The 17,184-nt window shown below is 71.6% G+C and carries 16 protein-coding genes; 8 read left to right on the top strand and 8 right to left on the bottom strand.

Features of this window, described 5'->3' with window-relative positions; translation table 11 throughout:
- Window positions 1–8 precede the first annotated feature (8 nt).
- The 4 genes from OHU89_RS12960 to OHU89_RS12945 all read right to left on the bottom strand — a co-directional run bounded on the left by OHU89_RS12960 (window position 9) and on the right by OHU89_RS12945 (window position 4,835).
- Entirely contained in the window at window positions 9–242 is a 234-nt protein-coding gene (locus tag OHU89_RS12960) for a hypothetical protein (protein ID WP_079083468.1), read from the bottom strand.
- Between the two features lie 79 nt (window positions 243–321).
- Entirely contained in the window at window positions 322–1,308 is a 987-nt protein-coding gene (locus OHU89_RS12955) for a DEDDh family exonuclease (protein WP_266894261.1), read from the bottom strand.
- A gap of 180 nt (window positions 1,309–1,488) precedes the next feature.
- A complete protein-coding gene (locus OHU89_RS12950; RefSeq protein ID WP_405642522.1) occupies window positions 1,489–4,083 on the bottom strand; it encodes an MXAN_6230/SCO0854 family RING domain-containing protein in 2,595 nt (864 codons plus the stop codon).
- 146 nt (window positions 4,084–4,229) lie between these two features.
- A complete protein-coding gene (locus tag OHU89_RS12945; RefSeq protein WP_405642520.1) occupies window positions 4,230–4,835 on the bottom strand; it encodes a TetR/AcrR family transcriptional regulator in 606 nt (201 codons plus the stop codon).
- 100 nt (window positions 4,836–4,935) lie between these two features.
- Here OHU89_RS12945 and OHU89_RS12940 point away from each other — a divergent pair, with 100 nt between their 5' ends.
- The 8 genes from OHU89_RS12940 to OHU89_RS12905 all read left to right on the top strand — a co-directional run bounded on the left by OHU89_RS12940 (window position 4,936) and on the right by OHU89_RS12905 (window position 12,609).
- Window positions 4,936–5,733, top strand: coding sequence for an acetoacetate decarboxylase family protein (locus OHU89_RS12940; protein WP_405642519.1), 798 nt, complete (start codon window positions 4,936–4,938; stop codon window positions 5,731–5,733).
- The gene (locus tag OHU89_RS12935) at window positions 5,733–6,617 is read left to right on the top strand and encodes an SDR family NAD(P)-dependent oxidoreductase (RefSeq protein ID WP_266894269.1); all 885 of its coding nucleotides are present in this window, start codon (window positions 5,733–5,735) and stop codon (window positions 6,615–6,617) included. The genes OHU89_RS12940 and OHU89_RS12935 overlap by 1 nt, the downstream gene beginning before the upstream one ends.
- Before the next feature lie 9 nt (window positions 6,618–6,626).
- A complete protein-coding gene (locus OHU89_RS12930) occupies window positions 6,627–7,913 on the top strand; it encodes an amidohydrolase family protein (protein ID WP_405642517.1) in 1,287 nt (428 codons plus the stop codon).
- A complete protein-coding gene (locus OHU89_RS12925) occupies window positions 7,910–9,136 on the top strand; it encodes an amidohydrolase family protein (protein ID WP_405642516.1) in 1,227 nt (408 codons plus the stop codon). Before OHU89_RS12930 ends, OHU89_RS12925 begins: the two co-directional genes overlap by 4 nt.
- A 46-nt stretch (window positions 9,137–9,182) precedes the next feature.
- Window positions 9,183–9,893, top strand: coding sequence for a VIT family protein (locus OHU89_RS12920; protein ID WP_405642514.1), 711 nt, complete (start codon window positions 9,183–9,185; stop codon window positions 9,891–9,893).
- A 113-nt stretch (window positions 9,894–10,006) separates the two neighbouring features.
- Window positions 10,007–10,873 carry a sterol desaturase family protein gene (locus OHU89_RS12915; RefSeq protein ID WP_405654468.1) on the top strand — a complete coding sequence of 289 codons (867 nt, stop codon included), beginning with the start codon at window positions 10,007–10,009 and terminating at the stop codon, window positions 10,871–10,873.
- The gene (locus tag OHU89_RS12910; RefSeq protein ID WP_405642512.1) at window positions 10,870–11,529 is read left to right on the top strand and encodes a lysoplasmalogenase; all 660 of its coding nucleotides are present in this window, start codon (window positions 10,870–10,872) and stop codon (window positions 11,527–11,529) included. The genes OHU89_RS12915 and OHU89_RS12910 overlap by 4 nt, the downstream gene beginning before the upstream one ends.
- 36 nt (window positions 11,530–11,565) lie before the next feature.
- Window positions 11,566–12,609, top strand: a complete 1,044-nt coding sequence (locus tag OHU89_RS12905; protein ID WP_405642510.1) for a zinc-dependent alcohol dehydrogenase family protein — start codon at window positions 11,566–11,568, stop codon at window positions 12,607–12,609.
- A gap of 16 nt (window positions 12,610–12,625) precedes the next feature.
- Here the strand turns inward: OHU89_RS12905 and OHU89_RS12900 are convergent, their stop codons facing one another.
- The 4 genes from OHU89_RS12900 to OHU89_RS12885 all read right to left on the bottom strand — a co-directional run bounded on the left by OHU89_RS12900 (window position 12,626) and on the right by OHU89_RS12885 (window position 17,175).
- Complete coding sequence (locus OHU89_RS12900; RefSeq protein ID WP_405642509.1) at window positions 12,626–13,633, bottom strand: CopD family protein; 1,008 nt, start codon at window positions 13,631–13,633, stop codon at window positions 12,626–12,628.
- A gap of 100 nt (window positions 13,634–13,733) precedes the next feature.
- Window positions 13,734–15,029, bottom strand: a complete 1,296-nt coding sequence (locus tag OHU89_RS12895) for a CoA transferase (RefSeq protein ID WP_405642508.1) — start codon at window positions 15,027–15,029, stop codon at window positions 13,734–13,736.
- 26 nt (window positions 15,030–15,055) lie between these two features.
- Window positions 15,056–15,592: a hypothetical protein gene (locus tag OHU89_RS12890; RefSeq protein ID WP_405642506.1), complete on the bottom strand. Its 537-nt coding sequence runs from the start codon at window positions 15,590–15,592 to the stop codon at window positions 15,056–15,058.
- A 71-nt stretch (window positions 15,593–15,663) separates the two neighbouring features.
- A complete protein-coding gene (locus OHU89_RS12885) occupies window positions 15,664–17,175 on the bottom strand; it encodes a S8 family peptidase (RefSeq protein WP_405642504.1) in 1,512 nt (503 codons plus the stop codon).
- Window positions 17,176–17,184: the final 9 nt, after the last annotated feature.

The raw sequence follows: 17,184 nt of genomic DNA, 5'->3' as shown, positions 1-17,184 counted from the left end.
GGGTGTGGTCAGACGCGGTCGACGATGCCCACCTTTCCCTCCGCGCGGGCGCAGTGGGCGCCGCAGAACCAGTGGCCCTCGACCTCGACGCCCTGGCCGATGATCTGCACACGGCAGTGCTCGCAGATCGGGGCCATGCGGTGGATCGCACAGGAGAAGCAGTCGAAGACGTGCACCGCTCCCTGTGCGTGCACCTCGAAGGTCATGCCGTAGTTGTTTCCGCATACTTCGCAAGTCGCCATGCGCCACAGGGTGAGCCGTCGGTCCGGCGCGGGCTAGGCGGCGGCGGGCGAGTCGCGGCGCAATCACCCGTCCGTACGGTCATCCCTGCGACGCCGGTGCCACATTGCCGAGGAGTTGCCCGAAGGCCGCCTCGTCGACGACCGGCGTGCCGAACTGCCGGGCCTTGACCACCTTCGACGTGCCCGAGTCCGGGTCGTTGGTGACGAGCAGGCTGGTCAGCCGGGAGATGCTGGTGGCGACGTGCAGCCCGGCCTCGATCGCGCGGTCCTCCAGGAGGTCGCGCTCGGTGGAGGTGTCGCCGGAGAAGGCGATGCGCATGCCCTGCTTGAGCGGTTTGCCCTCTTCGTAACGCCCCGGGTTGGGATAGGGGCATGCGGGCCTTTTGCGGGCGGGGCGCCAACTGGTCGGCCGGTAGCTGCCGTAGCTCGACTGCTGCTGCCGGGGCACGGCCCGGTCCGTCCACTCGGTCAGTGGCCGGCACTCGTGCAGCGGCAGCCGTACGCCACCCTCGGCCGCCGCCCGCAGGCTCGGCCGGAACGCCTCCGCGAGCACGCGCGCGTCGTCGAGCGCGTGGTGCGCGCGCTGCTGTACGACGCCGAAGTGGGCGGCCAGCGACTCCAGCTTGTGGTTGGGCAGCGGCAGGGCGAGCTCCTTGGACAGCGCGATGGTGCACAGCCGCTGTCGCACCGGCGCCTCGCGCTCCGCCCGCGCGTACTCCCGCGCGATCATCTGCCAGTCGAAGACCGCGTTGTGCGCGACGAGCACCCGGCCGTCCAGCCGGGTCGAGAAATCCTCGACGATGTCCTGGAAGAGGGGCGCGCCCTCGAGCACATCGCTCGTCAGACCGTGGATCCACACCGGGCCGGGGTCGCGCTCCGGGTTGACCAGCGTGTACCAGTGGTCCTCGACCTCGCCGCGCGCGTCCAGCCGGTAGACGGCCGCGGAGATTATCCGGTCGTCCCGGGCGAGGCCGGTGGTCTCCACGTCGACGACCGCGTACCCCTGCGGATACGCGGCCGGCCACGTTGTGGGGGAGGACGCTGCGGTCGACTGGTCTTCGAGCATGGTCCCTGAGGATACGGGCCCCCACTGACAGCGCCGCGCGCACCCGGCCGAGAGGGGTGCATGTGCGGCGGCGGGCGGCGCCGGGTGTTCGCACAAAGGCGTGAGGAACCGCACGCACGCGCGCGTACGGGGCAGCAACCTCGCACCGAAGCCCGGCAGTTGTTCACCGGGTCAGCCCCCTCACCCCAGCGCCGCCACCAGGTCCCCCGCCGTCAGCGCCTCCAGACCGCAGCCGTCGACGGGCCCCGGCAGCAGCCGGTACACCGACCCGGCCGCGCCCTCGGGGGCCACTCCGCCGTGGACCAGCGCGAGGAACACATGCTTCTTCGCGGCCGCTTCACCCGCGAGGGCGTCGGCGTCCTCGGACGGCTGCCGTCTCTCCGGCGGCTCCAGGGCACGCACGCGTGCCGCGAACTCCGTGTCCGGTTCCCCGATGTGCCGCCGGTAGTGCCAGAGCTCGTCCACCGCGCGCGGATGCGGCGCGCGCCGTACCACCGCGACCTCGTCGCCCCGCGCGGCCGCCCGCCACACGGCCAGGTCCCACAGGGTCGTACGGCCGCAGGAGAAGTACTGATGCAGGTCCTCGGCGACCCGTCCCAGGTCGGCCCCGTGCACATACAGGCTGTGGAAGCCCTCGGCGGCCGGCAGGTGCAGGTCGGTCCACAGGAACGTGCGGCGGTCCAGGTCGACCAGCATCGGGACGTGGATGCGCGAGTCGCCCACGAGGTCGTACCGCTGACGGACCGTGCGCGGGTCGTAGGACGCGTCACGGTCCTCCAGGGCGGCGGACGGCAGCGCCATGAAGCCGGCGAAGGCGTCCAGGAGTGCCTCGAACGGGACGTCGTTGAAGCTGAAGACGACGGGCAGCGCGAACCGCACCCCACGGTCGGCGAGCGCGCCGAGGTCCAGGTCGACGTACTCGGTCGCCCCGTCCGGCGCGGGTCCCGAGACCAGATCACCGGAGTGGACCGCCGAACGGCCCTCGTACACGAGGTTGGTGTAGTCGCACAGACCCGCGAACTTCCAGTCCTCGTCGTACAGCGCCACCGACAGGTCCAGGTCCACCCGGGTGCCCGCGGGCTCCATCCAGTGCAGGAAGAGCCGCAGGACCTCCCCCTCGGGCAGCGGCTGCGTGCTGCCGCGCGGCACCGTCACGAGCGCCTTCGCGGCGGCGCTCTCGACGGCCGGTACCGCGAGACCGGTGAGCGCCGAGTCCAGCACGGCCAGGTCGAGCCGAGGCCCGTCGGCCAGGCGGCGCAGCGCCTCGGCCTCCAGCAGCGCGCACACCTGGTCCGTCACCTCCGACGACAGCGGCACGCGCGTGTCGTCGATCGTGAAGGAGTGGGTGACCTGCCCGCGCGGGAAGAACACCCGCCGCCCGCCCGGCAGATGACGGATCCGCATCCGGCCGAGCACGGCCAGCAGCGGACCCGGCCCCGCCTTGGGCAGCACATGGCGCAGGAGGTCCCCGAAACCCTCCGGCAGTGCGTCGAGTTCGCGCAGCCGCAGCAGATGGTCGAGCCTGCGCAGCAGTTCGCCCGGCCGCTGGGCGAGCAGCTCCAGGGCGGCCGTCATGTCCTTCTCGTGCAGCGCCTGTTCGACGCGTGCCGTCCAGGTGGCCGGCTTGACGCGGACCCCGTCGACCCGCACCGCGTCCGGGTGTTCGGCGGCGGTCCGCAGCAGTGCCTCGCCGAGCGCGCCCTCGGAGGTGTCCGTGGCACGCAGGACGGCGAACGCGAGCGCGGCCTGGGGATGGCGGGCGTGCTGCTCGTAGGGGTGCAGGATCTCGGCGGCGCGCTTCCAGGCGCCCGGGTGCCGCAGCACGTCCTCGACCAGCGACGGCATCGCCAGGCCGTCGAGTGTGCCGAGCAGTTGTCGGCGCAGCGCGCGCGGCAGGGAGCGCATACGGGGAGGGTCGAGCAGGTCGGCCTCGCCGCCGGACCACACGCACAGCAGCCGCAGTACGTCCGTCGCGGTCGTCAGATGCGTGGCGAGGAGCCCGGTCGCCGTCACGCGCGTGTGCCGGTCGAGCAGCAGCATGCCGAGGACCAGCGCCTTGGTCCGGCGCACCGGGATGTCCGCCGGGAACCAGCCGAGGTCGGCCGGCGCGTGCGCCAGCAGGATCTTCACATCGTCCCGGTCCTGCGGCGGCAGCGGGGTGCGACGGGCCAGCAGCTTCAGCAGGGCCCGGACCGCGTCCGCCTTCGCGTCCACGCCGAGGGCGAGCGACTTCAGCGGGCCGACGGCGAGTTCACGCTCGTGGCGCGGGTGCTCCGGCTTCAGGAAGGGGTCGGCCCGGTCGATACGGCGATGACAGACCGGGCAGCCCGCGTAGTCCGCGCCGTCCCAGCACTCCCGGCACACCAGATGCGCGCACGGCGACACCGGGTGCACGCTGCCGACCGTGCCGCACAGCACGCACGGCTGGGCGGGCCACTGCAGCAGCAGGGTGAAGATCCGGTCGACGTACAGCTGGAATGTGTCGTCCGGCACCGAGGCCGGGAAGCTGCGGAACATCGGCATATGGGTGCGGTCCGCGCCCAGTTCGGCGTCGATGTGCCGGATCAGCTGCCTGCCCGCGTCCCCGAGCCCGGCGGGCCCCAGCCAGGCGAGGGCCGCGTGCAGCTCCGCCGTCGGTGCGAATCCCCGGTCCAGCAGCTCGGCTTCGAGCGCGACGAGCCCTGGCGTCGTCGACGGGTCGCCCGGGCGGGGCCCGGCCTGGTCGACGTAGACGGTACGAAGGCGGCGGAGCAGCACGGACGACAGTACGGACAAGCGGAGGCCCCCGGCGGGAAGGAAGAGAGAAGAAGGCGAGGGGCGGAGAGTGAGCGCGCTGTCAGCGTCGGAAAGGGAGAAGGAAGCACGCTTGCGGAGCCGCCCCCGCGATCACGAATGTAGGAGAGCCGTCTGTACGGCGCCACTTATTTGTTTTCGAGCAGTGAGCGCGTCAACGCCCGCACGGACGTGACGAACAGCCGCTCCTCGTTCACCGGCCGCGCGAAGGCACGGGCGAGCCCCGGGTCGTCGTACGCGGTGGTCTCCTGCGCGGGCCGCTGCACGGGCGCGCGCTCCCGGTTGCGTTCCACGAGGACGAAGCCCACGACCTGGAACTGCACCGCCCGCACCGCCTCCGCCGCCCGGGCGCCGCGCAGCCCGGCCGCGTGCACCTCGCGCACGAGCGCCTGGCGCGCGGGCAGGAACATCCGCTCGGTCAGGCCGCGTTCGTGGACCATCGCGATCAGATGCGGATGGGCGCGCAGCCGTCGGCGCAGGATGCGGGCCACCGAGACGATCCGCTCGGCCGGGGTGCGCCCGACCGGACGGAACTCGCCCAGGTCGGCCACGGTCCGCTGGACGAGCGCGTCCAGCAAGGACTCCCGGTTGCCGACATGCCAGTAGATCGAGGTCACGGCGGTGCCCAGTTCGGCGGCGAGCTTGCGCATCGTCAGCGCCTCGGGGCCGTGCTGCTTGACCAGGTTCGCGGCGGTGTCCAGGACCTCGTCCCGGGTGAGCGACGCTCTCGCCATGCTGCCCCCAAGTCCGGCTCGTGCACGCGTATTTACCCCGCGGGGCGGGTGCTGTAACTGTGTTACAGGTGACGGCCCATCAGAAGAAGGGCGGTACGACATGGCACGCGTACGGTACGGCGCACGGACCGAGGCGGAGATCGCCGCCGCGCGCACCGCGAGCTCCAGGCTCCCGGACATCTGGTCCACCGGTGTGATGGCGATCTGGGAGACCGACCCGGACGCGCTCGCGGCGGTCCTGCCACCACCCCTGAAACCCACGGGCCGGCCGCTGGCCCGGGTCAACATCAGCAAGGTCGACCTGCCCGGATATCCGCTCGGCGCGGGCTCGTTCGCGGTCGCCGCGGCCCATGACGGCGTCGAGGGCTGGTATCCCCTCGTCATGCCGATGACCCATGAACGGGCCCTCATCGGTGGCCGCGAGGTCTTCGGTGAACCCAAGAAGCTCGGTGAGGTGGTCGTCGAGCGCGACGGTCTGATCGTCCGTGCGTTCCTCGCCCGCCACGGCATCGCCTTCGCCGAGGTGCGCGGCGCGGTCGCCGGCGACCTGCCGCTGCCGGAGCCGGTCCGGAAGACCGACTTCTACTTCAAGTTCCTGCCCGCCGTGGACGGTTCGGGCTTCGACGCCGACCCGGTGCTCGTACGCTGTCTGCGCAACGAGAAGGTCCGCAAGCTGGAGCGGATCACCGGCGACGTCGTCCTGCGCGAGTCGATGTACGACCCGGTCGCCGACCTCCCGGTGTGCCGCCTCGTCGAGATCACCATCGGCGAGAAGACCAGCGACCAGCGGGGCAGGGTGGTCGAGCGGGTCGACGCGCAGGCGCTGTTGCCGTACATCCATCAGCGCTACGACGATCCGGCGCAGGTCCTCGACGCGCCCCCCGAGGGGAGTGCGTGATGGACCTCAGGGAAGGCCAGGTCGCCGTGGTCACCGGCGCGGCGAGCGGCATCGGCCTCGCGATGGTCCGGCGGTTCGCCGCCGAAGGGCTCAAGGTCGTTCTCGCGGACGTCGAGGAGGGCGCCCTGGAGAAGGCCGTGTCGGGGCTTCGCGCGGACGGTGCGGACGTGCACGCGCGTGTGGTGGACGTCGGTGAGCGTGAACAGGTCCTGGAGCTGGCGGACTTCGCCCATGAGACGTACGGGGCCGTCCATGTGCTGTGCAACAACGCCGGGGTCGGTTCGGGCGCCGAGGGCCGGATGTGGGAGCACGAGCCGAACGACTGGAAGTGGGCGTTCTCCGTCAATGTATGGGGTGTCTTCCATGGCATCCAGGCGTTCGTGCCCCACATGATCAAGTCGGGTCAACCCGGTCATGTGGTCAACACGTCCTCCGGCGACGGCGGTATCGCCCCGCTGCCCACCGCCTCCGTCTACGCCGTCACCAAGGCGGCCGTCGTGACGATGACCGAGTCCCTGTACGCCCACCTCAAGGCGGAGCACGCACGCGTGGGCGCCTCCGTCCTCTTCCCCGGTCCGCACATGCTCCGCACGGGCCTGTGGGAGTCGCACCGCAACCGGCCCGAGCGGTACGCCAAGGAGCGGCCGCGCAGGACGCCGTACCGCAGCCTCGACCAATGGGAGGCCGCGATGGAGGAGGCGGGCCGCGAGGTGCGGTTCACACCGGTCGAGGAGGTCGCCGAGGCCGTGGTCGACGGCATCCGCGCGGACCGCTTCTGGATGCTGCCGGCGAGCGAGCACAGTGACGCCCAGATCAGGGCGCGGGCGCAGTCGATGCTCGACCGCGCGAACCCGTCGTACCTAGAGAACTTCATCCTGGACTAGGGAGCTTCGATGACCGACCAGGACGACCCGTACCTGATCATCTCCTCCGACTGCCACGCCGGACTGCCCACCGAGGAGTACCGGCCCTATCTGGACTCCCGTTTCCACCGGGAGTTCGACGACTTCCTCGCCGGGCGCGACCGGCGCCGCGAGGAGATGACCCGGCTCGGCATCCGCAACGAGGCGTTCGCGAACAAGTGGTTCCAGGACAACGAGGAGGGCCTGCGCGGGGGCTGGGAGACCGCGCAGCGGCTGAAGGAACTCGACGGCGACGGGGTGGCCGCCGAGGTCGTCTTCCCGGACGCCGACGCGGTCGACAGCCAGACCGCCGCGCCCTTCGGGGTGGGCCTCGGGCTCTCCGGCGATCACGACCCGGAGCTCGGCATGGCGGGCGCGCGGGCGCACAACCGCTGGCTGGCCGACTTCGTCTCCGAGCACCCCGAACGGCACTGCGGAGTGGCCCTGTTGCCGGTCACGGCCCCGACCGAGCGGGTTGTCGCCGAGGTGTACCGGGCCAAGGAGTCCGGGCTCGGCGCGCTGATGATCCCGTCCATGTGGGTCGACAAGGAGCCCTACCACGACCACCGTTACGACCCGGTGTGGGCGGCGGCCGCCGAATGCGGGATGCCGGTGATGACCCACTCCGGCGCCGCGCCGCGCCATGAGTACGGCGACCACCTCGGGATCTTCGTCTCCGAGGTCACTTGGTGGCCCGCGCGGCCGCTGTGGTTCCTGCTCTGGTCGGGCGTCTTCGAACGCCACCCGGGGCTGAGGTTCGGTGTCGCCGAGTCGGGCTGCTGGTGGCTGCCGAACCTGCTGTGGTTCATGGACCGCCTCTACCTCGGCGCACACGGCGGCAAGAAGCTCTCGCCCTTCCAGGAGGTGAGGCGTCCGCCCCACGAGTACCTCGACCGGCAGGTCTTCATCTGCGCGACCAACACCAAACGCCGCGAGCTCGCCCAGCGCTACGAGATCGGCGTCGACAACATCCTCTGGGGCAGCGACTTCCCGCACCCCGAGGGCACCTGGCCCGACACACGCGCGTGGCTCAAGCGCACCTTCCACGACATCCCGGTCGCGGAGACCCGCCGCATGCTGGGGCTGGCCGCGGCGGAGGTCTTCGGCTTCGACGTGGCGAAGCTGACCCCGCTCGCCCACCGTATCGGCCCCACCCCCGCCGAGCTCGGCCAGTCCGCCGACCAGACGGCCGTGGAGGCGTCCTGGGCGCGCTCGCGCGAGGTCGGCCGGCACTGGCTGACGGACCATGACTTCCCGAACCTGGGGGTGACGCCATGACCGATCGCTACACGGTCATCTCCGCCGACTGCCACGCGGGCGCCGACCTGCTGGACTACAAGCCCTATCTGGAGCGGCGGTACCACGACGAGTTCGACGCGTGGGCGGCGACGTACGTCAATCCCTACGAGGACCTGCTCGCCGACACCGCCGACAAGAACTGGAACTCCGAGCGACGGCTCGCGGAGCTGGAGGAGGACGGGATCGTCGCGGAGGTGGTGTTCCCCAACACCATCCCGCCGTTCTTCCCGTCCGGCTCGCTCATGGCGCCCGCACCTGACGCCGGGGAGTTCGAGCGGCGCTGGGCCGGTCTGCGCGCCCACAACCGCTGGCTGGCGGACTTCTGCGCGGCGGCACCGGGGCGGCGGGCGGGGGTCTTCCAGATTCTGCTCAACGACGTCGAGGAGGCGGTGAAGGAGATCCGCCGGTCCGTCGAAGCGGGCCTCAAGGGCGGCCTGCTGCTGCCGGGCACACCGCCGGGCAGCGGTCTCCCGGAGCTCTACTCGTCGACGTACGACCCCATCTGGGCCGTCTGCGCGGAACTCGGCGTCCCCGTCAACCACCACGCGGGCTCGGCCTCCCCGCCGCTCGGCGACGAACCGGCGGCGCGCGCGGTCTTCATGGTCGAGACGACCTGGTTCTCGCACCGGGCGCTGTGGCACCTGGTGTTCGGCGGTGCCTTCCGCCGTCACCCGGAGCTGAGGCTCGTGCTCACCGAACAGGGGTCGGGGTGGATCCCGGGTGTGCTGGAGATGCTGGACTACTACCACGGGCGCCTGGTCGCCGCCGCGACGAGGGCGTCCACGGCGGAGTCCAAGTTCGGCGCGGGCCTGGCCGCCCGCATGGGCGACGCGCCCTCCGAGGTCTGGCGCGACAACTGCTTCGTCGGCGCGAGCTTCATGCGCCCGCACGAGGTGCCGCTGCGCGACCGGATCGGCATCGACAAGATCATGTGGGGGAGCGACTATCCGCACGACGAGGGGACGTATCCGTACTCGCGGGAAGGCCTGAGGTTCGCGTACGCGCGCGTGCCCCGCGCGGAGGTCGCCGCGATGGTCGGCGGCAACGCCGCGCGCGTGTACGGCTTCGACCTCGACCTCCTCGACCCCATCGCGGCGAAGGTGGGCCCGACGGTCGAGGAGATCGCCGAGCCGCTCACCGAGCCACCGGCGGACGCGACGAGCCCGGTGTTCGCGAAGGGGGCGTCGGTACGGGTCTGGTGAGCGTCGGTGCGGACCGGAGGGCACCCGGGGTGCGATCCTCCCGTCTGTGACCGAACCCACGCATGACGAGGCCCACGGCGGCGCGCTCGCCGAGCGGCTGAACTGGCTGCGGGCGGCCGTCCTGGGAGCCAACGACGGCATCGTGTCCACCGCGGGCCTCGTCGTCGGCGTCGCCGGCGCCACGGACGACCGCTCGGCCCTCCTGACGGCGGGCCTCGCGGGGCTCCTCGCGGGGTCGATGTCGATGGCGGCCGGGGAGTACGTCTCCGTCTCCACCCAACGGGACTCGGAGAAGGCCGCCCTCGCCGTCGAGAAGCGGGAGCTGCACGAGCAGCCCGAGGCCGAACTGGAGGAGCTCACCGAACTCCTCCAGGACAGGGGCCTGTCCCGGGACGTGGCCCGTGAGGCGGCCGTCCAGCTCACGGAACGGGACGCCCTGAGAGCGCACGCGCGCGTGGAGCTCGGCATCGACCCCGACCAGCTCACCAACCCCTGGCACGCAGCATGGGCGAGCTTCCTGTCCTTCACGGTCGGCGCCCTGCTCCCGCTCCTCGCCATCGTCCTGCCGCCCGCCGACTGGCGTCTGGCCGTCACCGTCCTCTCCTCCCTCGCCGCCCTCGTCCTCACCGGCTGGAGCAGCGCCCGCCTCGGCGCCGCCGACCCGGTCCGCGCGGCGCTGCGGAACGTGGCGGGAGGGGCGTTGGCGATGGGGGTGACGTATGCGGCGGGGACGCTGCTGGGGGCGGCCGGAGTCTGAAACTGCTGGTGGTGGCTTTGGTGGAGATCACCAACAAGTAAGCGCGTACTCCCGGTAATACTTGTCAGTAACAACGTCTAGCCGTGGCCGACCAGCGGTTCTACGGTGCCACCATGCCGAACCTGCCCGATGTCGTGCTGTGGTCGATACCCGCCTTCGTGCTGCTCACCGTGGTCGAGGTGATCAGCGTCCGTATCCATCCGGATGAGGATGCCGCCGGATACGAGACGAAGGATGCCGTGACCAGCGTCGGCATGGGGCTGGGAAGCCTCGCCTTCGACTTCCTCTGGAAGATCCCGATCGTCGCGATCTACACGGCGATCCATGAACTCACGCCCCTGCGCGTCCCCGTGCTGTGGTGGACCGTCCCGCTGATGCTGCTCGCGCAGGACTTCTTCTACTACTGGTCGCACCGCGGCCACCACGTCATCCGCATCCTGTGGGCCTGTCACGTGGTCCATCACTCCAGCGAGAAGTTCAACCTCACCACCGCACTGCGCCAGCCGTGGACCACGCTCACCGTGTGGCCGTTCTACGTGCCCCTGATCGCCGCCGGTGTGCACCCCGCAGCCCTGGCCTTCTGCTCCTCGGCGAACCTCGTCTACCAGTTCTGGATCCACACCGAGCGCATCGACAAGATGCCCCGATGGTTCGAGTTCGTGTTCAACACGCCCTCCCACCACCGGGTCCACCACGCCTCCCAGGGCGGCTATCTGGACCGCAACTTCGGCGGCATCCTCATCGTCTGGGACCGGCTCTTCGGGTCGTTCGTCGCCGAGACCGAACGGCCTGTCTACGGGTTGACCAAGAACATCGACACGTTCAACCCGATCAAGGTCGCCACCCATGAGTACGTCTCGATCGTCAAGGACATCAAGGCGGCGCACAGTTGGCGCGAGCGCGCGGGGCGGGTGTTCCGGGGGCCGGGGTGGAAGCCGGCACCGGTGGCGGAACCGGCCGAGGAGACCGTGGCCGCGTGAGACGCCTGCTCGCCGGAGCGTTCGCCCTCGCGGCCGTCGTCGACCTCGTCTCCCTGGCCGCCGGCTGGGACGTCGGGCACACCGTCGCCAAGCCCCTCCTGATGCCGCTGCTCGCCGCATACGCGGCGTCCCGCGGCGCACCCCGGCTCCTGATCGCCGCCCTGCTGTGCGGCTGGGGCGGCGACACCCTGCTCCTCTTCGACGCCGAGTCCGCCTTCCTCGCCGGGATGGGCTGCTTCGCCGCCGGGCACATCTGCTACCTCGCGCTCTTCAGGGCGTACGGCGAGGCACGCGCGCGCAGTGCCTTCCTCGCCCCCGGCTACGCCGTCGTCCTCGTCATCAGTGTCGCCCTGCTCTGGCCCGGCCTGCCCGCCGACCTGCGCGTCCCCGTCGCGGGGTACAGCTTGCTGCTCACCGCCATGGCGTACGCGGCCGCCACCCGGCTCGGACTCCTCGCCGGGCTCGGCGGCGCGCTCTTCGTGCTCTCCGACAGTCTCATCGCGACCGGCGTCGCCAAGTGGCCCCAGCCGCCCCGGCCGGACCTGTGGATCATGCTCACCTATATCGCCGCGCAGTCACTGCTGGTCACCGGCGTACTCGGCGAGCGACGGCCGCGGGAGTCGGCGTACGGTGAAGTGCGCTCGACCACCCCCTGAGCGCACGTACCACCACAGACGAGAAGGATCCTCGCCATGCGCGCCACCACCATCCACGCCCCCTTCGACATGCGCGTGGAGGACGTGCCCGACCCCGTGGTGCAACTGCCCACCGACGCCGTGGTCCGCGTCCTGCGCTCCTGCATCTGCGGCAGCGACCTGTGGGCGTACCGCGGCACGGCCACGCGGCAGCCGGGGCAGCGCATCGGGCACGAGTTCCTCGGCGTCGTCGAGGAGACCGGCTCGGAGGTGGGCACCGTCCGCCGCGGCGACCTCGTCGTCGCGCCCTTCATGTGGTCCGACGGCGTCTGCGACTACTGCCGCGAGGGCCTGAACACCTCCTGCGAGCACGGCGGCTTCTGGGGCTCCGTCGGCTACGACGGCGGCCAGGGCGAGGCCGTGCGCGTGCCCTTCGCCGACGGCACCCTCGTCCAGCTGCCCAAGGACGCGGCCTCCGACGACCGTCTGCTGACCGCCCTGCTGAGCCTGTCCGACGTCATGGGCACCGGCCACCACGCCGCCCTCGGCGCCGGAGCCCGCGCGGGTGCCACGGTCGCCGTCGTCGGTGACGGGGCCGTCGGCCTGTGCGCGGTGCTCGCCGCCAGGCGGCTGGGCGCCGAGCGGATCATCGCGCTCGGCCGCCACCAGGCCCGCACCGACATCGCCCGCCGTTTCGGCGCCACCGACGTGGTCGCCGAGCGCGGGGACGCGGCGGTCGAGGCCGTGCGTGAACTCACCCGCGGCCAGGGCGCGCACGCCGTCGTCGAGGCCGTCGGCACCGAGCAGTCCATGCGCACCGCGGTCGACATCACCCGCGACGGCGGCACCATCGGCTGGGTGGGCGTGCCGCACGGCAGCGGCACCGGGATCGACCTCGGCGTCATGTTCGACCGGAACATCGCGCTGCGCGGCGGTGTCGCCCCGGTCCGCGCATACATCCCGGAGCTGCTGTCCGACGTCCTGGACGGCACCATCGACCCGTCGCCCGTCTTCGACCTGGCCCTCGGCCTGGAGGACGTCCCGGCCGGCTACAAGGCGATGGACGAGCGGACGGCCCTCAAGGTGCTCGTCGCCAACTGACCCTCCCCAGGGCGGCTCACCAGCGGATCGGCACCGGCAGCGCCGTCAGCAGCCCCGACACCACGACCACCACGCCCAGCGCGACGACCTCCGCCCGCGCGGGGGAGCAGGCGGTCAGCGGGTCGGGCGCCCGGCGCAGCCGGAACCGCGCCCACAGGGCGAGCGCGGCGACCACGGCCACGAGCAGCACCTTGGCGAGCAGCACCCGCCCGTACGCGGTCGCCGTCAGCTGGTGCAGGACCGTGCCCGGCGGCATCCGGCGCAGCGTGCTGCACACCCCGGTGGCGGTGATCACGGCGAGCAGAACGACAGCCACGCGCGCGTAGAGACCCAGCAGAGCCGCGCCCGCTTCCGTCGGCCCCCACCGGCGCAGCGTCCGCAGCACGTACAGCAGCCCGCCCACCCACAGCGCCGCACAGGTCAGATGGACCAGGGTCAGCCCCGACCCGACCAACGGGCTCTGCTCGGTCGTGGGATGCGCGCGCAGAGCTTCTGCCACGACGACCGCGGCCAGCGGCCAGACCTGGGTGGCGGGGCGGGCCGAGCGGGAGCACAGGCCCGCCACGAGGAACGCGTTGACCTCGAGGAGCGCGAGCTTGCCGTCCCGGGACTCGTACAGGCCGCCGATGTCGATCTCGGCGAGGCTGTGCGGCACGAGGTTGCCGGTCGCCACCACCGAGGCGAGCCCCAGCGCGGCGACGAAACCGGCGGCGGCCGCGTACGGGGCCCAGCTGCGCGGCGCGGCCGGGGGAGCGCCGGGCACGGAACGGGCCAGCCGGTTCACGAAGAGCTCGCCCACCGGGACGCACAGGGCCGCGAACAGCACCGCCCGCAGCAGCGCGATACCGACGACTCCGGGCGCCGCGGCCTCCCCGGTGCCGTGCAGCGCGGCAGACGGGCCCAGCAGCGGGATCAGCGCCCCGAGCGTCACCAGCACGAGGACGGCGACAGCCTTGCCGGTGCCGGAGCGCGGCGACGGCCCGGTCGCGTCGGAAGCCCCGGCCGTGGGTCTTGTCAAGGTCACCTCGTGATCTTCACCAGCTGTCGCAGAACCGGGCAAGTCCAGGAAAACAACTGGCGGTACGGCATTCCGCCCATGGGTACGTTTTCCGGCCGACCGCCGCTCACGCCCACCGCGCGGGATCCGCCCCCCACGGTCCCGGTGGCCGCGCCCAGTCCGTCGGCCCGCCCGCGAAGGAGACCGGCGGCAGGGCGTACCGCAGCCGCCCGAGGCCACTGTCCGTCTCGGCGAGCCAGGCATCAGGCCCGTCGTACGCAACATCCCCGCGGGAATCGGCCGGGATGCCGTTCATCAGCCACTCCGCCGTCCTCGCCAGCGCCAGCCGAAGGAACCGGCTGCCACCCTCGTCCGACTGCTCGGTCAGCGCCCGCAGCACCTCCGCCGCCAGCAGGTACCCCGTGCCATGGTCGAGGGCCTGTGCGGGCAGCGCCCCCGGTCGCTCCACCGACCCCTCCACCGCCGCGATCCCGGTGGCCACCTGTACGAGACTGTCGAACCCGCGCCGCTCACGCCAGGGCCCGTACGCGCCCCAGGCCGACAACTGCGCCACGACGATGCCCGGCCGCCGCTCCGCCAGCGCCCGCGGCGACAGCCCGAACCGGTCCAGAGCGCCCGGGCGGTACCCGGTGACGACCACGTCCGCCGCCGCGAGCAACTCCTCGAAGGTCCGCCGGTCGGCCGCCAGGTCCAGCGTCGCCGACCGCTTGCCGAAGCCCGTGTCGGCGTGCTGGTCGGGGAGTTCGGGCAGCCGGGGCGCGTCCACGCGCAGTACGTCCGCGCCGAGCAGGGCGAGCGTGCGGGTGGCGACCGGGCCCGCGATCACCCGGGTCAGATCCAGGACCCGCAGTCCTGCGGCGGGCAGCAGGGGAACCCCGCCGAGCGGCGTGAACGCACGTGCGCGTGCTGAGTCGAGCCGGCCGCGCTCGACCAACGGCCGCGCGGCCACCGCCACGGCCTGAGGATGAGCCGCCCACTCCTGCGGCGTCCGCAGCGCCACGGCGAGACCCCCGGCCGCGTACACGGCCTCCTCGATCTCCAGGGCGGAACGCTCGGCGAAGGCCGCCTCGAGGGAGTCCGGCGGACCCATCACCTCGAGCAACCGCTCCTGGTGGTGCGGATAGTTGGCGTGCGTCCGCACCCAGCCGTCGGCCGTGCGCCAGAACCTGGACAGGGGTGCGAAGTTGACCGGCGCTCGGCCATTGATCAACAGATGCCGCTCGCTGACGAACGCCGTGGCGACGGCCCCGTCGTCCACCCGCACGGCGGGCACCTCGCCGAGCCCGGCCCGCCGTGCCCCCAACTCGGCGGCGGCCCGCGCACACGCCTCGACGCAGGCCCGAGCCAGCTCCCGTACGGGAAGTCGCGCTTGAAGAGCGCCCTTGGACATGACTCCAGTCATGACTTCACTATGCAGTATTGATCCAATCAACCCATGCTGTCGGCTGTCGAGGCGGCCGACCACCAGAGACGTACCTCCTTGCGCACGTCCGTGGGCCGCAGCTCCCAGCCCTGGCTGAGGGCGACCTCCGCGACGTAACGACCGCCGGCGCCGCGATAGTCGCGCAGGGGTATCTCGCACTCGACCAACCGCCGGTACTTCTTGAGGTTGCGCGGGGCCGAAGCCATGGCGGTCCATTTGCCGACCACCTTCTCGACCCGGGTCCTGTAGTACGCGGTGTCGCCCTCGTGCCGAAGCTCGGGCCAGGTCACGCCCCAGGAAGGCAGGCGCATGCGAGCCAGGGCGCGGTCCAGCAGCTTGAACAGGCCGTTCTCGTACGAGTTGCTGAGCATGACGATCACTTCTGTGACCATGCCCACGGCGACGGTGACGAGGATGACCACCGTCCAGAACACCCAGAGCACCGGCAGAATCAGCACGGTCGCAATGAAGCGCACTCTCAACAGCCCTCTGGGCCGCACCGGTTCGGGCGTCCAGGTGGCGGGATCTTGGTACACGTCCATGGCCGTAGATCTTCCCCCATACGCAAAAGGGGCCGGGAACCAGTCCCGACCCCTTCACGCGCGCGTGAGCGTTACCTCGTCACCGCGTCCAACGCGTCCGCGGTACCCCACCCGTAGAAGCCGTTGTAGTTCTTCGGCCCCTCACACACCGCGTCGACCTTCCCGTCGCCGTCGATGTCGTACGGGTCGGTGCACGGCGTGGCGTCGGCCTCCGCGTACAGCAGGGCCTTCACCAGGGCCGGGGAGGCCTTCGGGTGCGTCGACTTGATGAGCGCGGCCACACCCGCGACATGCGGCGAGGCCATCGACGTACCGGCCATGTAACCCCAGCCGCCGCCCGGCAGCGTGCCCAGGATCAGGCCGCTGGTGGCCGGCGGGGCCGGGGTCTGGAAGCGGGTCGAGTCGCCGCCCGGTGCGGCGATGTCGATGACGCCCAGACCATGGTTGGAGAAGGACGACTTGATGCCCTTCGCCCCGGTCGCCGCGACCGTCACGACACCCGGCAGCTGGGTCGGGATGTCGAGGCACTCCGACGGGTCGATCACCCGGTCCGAGGGCGTGCCGTCGTTCGGGGAGACCGGGTCGGTGATCTCGTCGGCCGCGAGGTCGTAGTTCTCGTTGCCGGCCGCCGCGACATTGACGGCGCCCTTCTTCTCCGCGTACCGCGAGGCCCGGGAGACGGCGTCGACGAGCGCCCTCTGGTCCGGGTCGTTCTTGCAGTTGAAGTACCACGGGTCGGTGTAATAGCTGTTGTTCGTCACATCGACGCCGTGCTCGGCCGCCCACACGAAGCCGCAGACCACGGCCTCCGTGTAGAAGTAGCCGGCCGTCGTGGACACCTTGATGCCGGACACCTTCACACCGGGCGCGACACCCGTCATGCCGACGCCGTTCTTGGCGGCCGCGATCTCACCGGCCACATGCGTGCCGTGCGGGCTTTCACCCGTGGTGGGCCGCCACGCCCCGTCGGTCGTGTCCGGCTTGCCCGTCACACAGTTGACCGACGCGGCACGGTCGAAGTTCGGCGCGATGTCCGGGTGCGTGTCGTCGACACCGGTGTCGATGACGGCGACGGTCACCTTGCTGCTGCCGAGCGACTTCTCGTGCGCCTTGTCCGCCTTGATGGCGGGCAGGTCCCACTGCAGGGGCTCGAGCGGGTCCTGTCCGGCGACCGCCTCGGCGTCCGCGACCTCCGCGGCGCTGAGCACCTTCGGCGTACCCACGTCCGTCGTCGACTGCGCGGGCAGCGGCGCGTTACGGGTGTTGCCGGCCGACTCCACCCCGCGCACGGTGCGCACGACCTTGGCGAAGTCGGGGTTCGCCGAGTGGACGACGATCACGCCTATCTGGTCGTACGACGTGACGATCGTGCCGCCGGCCTCGGAGATCGCCTTCTGCACATGCTTCGAAGGCCCGTGTCCGGGGCTGACGTTGACGACATAGCTGAGCGAGGTCGCGTCGGCCGCGGGGGACTCCTCCGCCGCGGATGCCGAGACGTTCGGCAGGAACGCGAGTGCCGTCGCCATGGCCATCCCCATCGGGATGGCCAGCGCACGGCGGAAGCGCGGGTCAGGCGCTGTCATGCTGTCTCC

The sequence above is a fragment of the Streptomyces sp. NBC_00019 genome (assembly GCF_045041015.1).
Taxonomy (GTDB): Bacteria; Actinomycetota; Actinomycetes; order Streptomycetales; family Streptomycetaceae; genus Streptomyces.
This window is presented reverse-complemented; position numbering and strand designations above follow the sequence as displayed.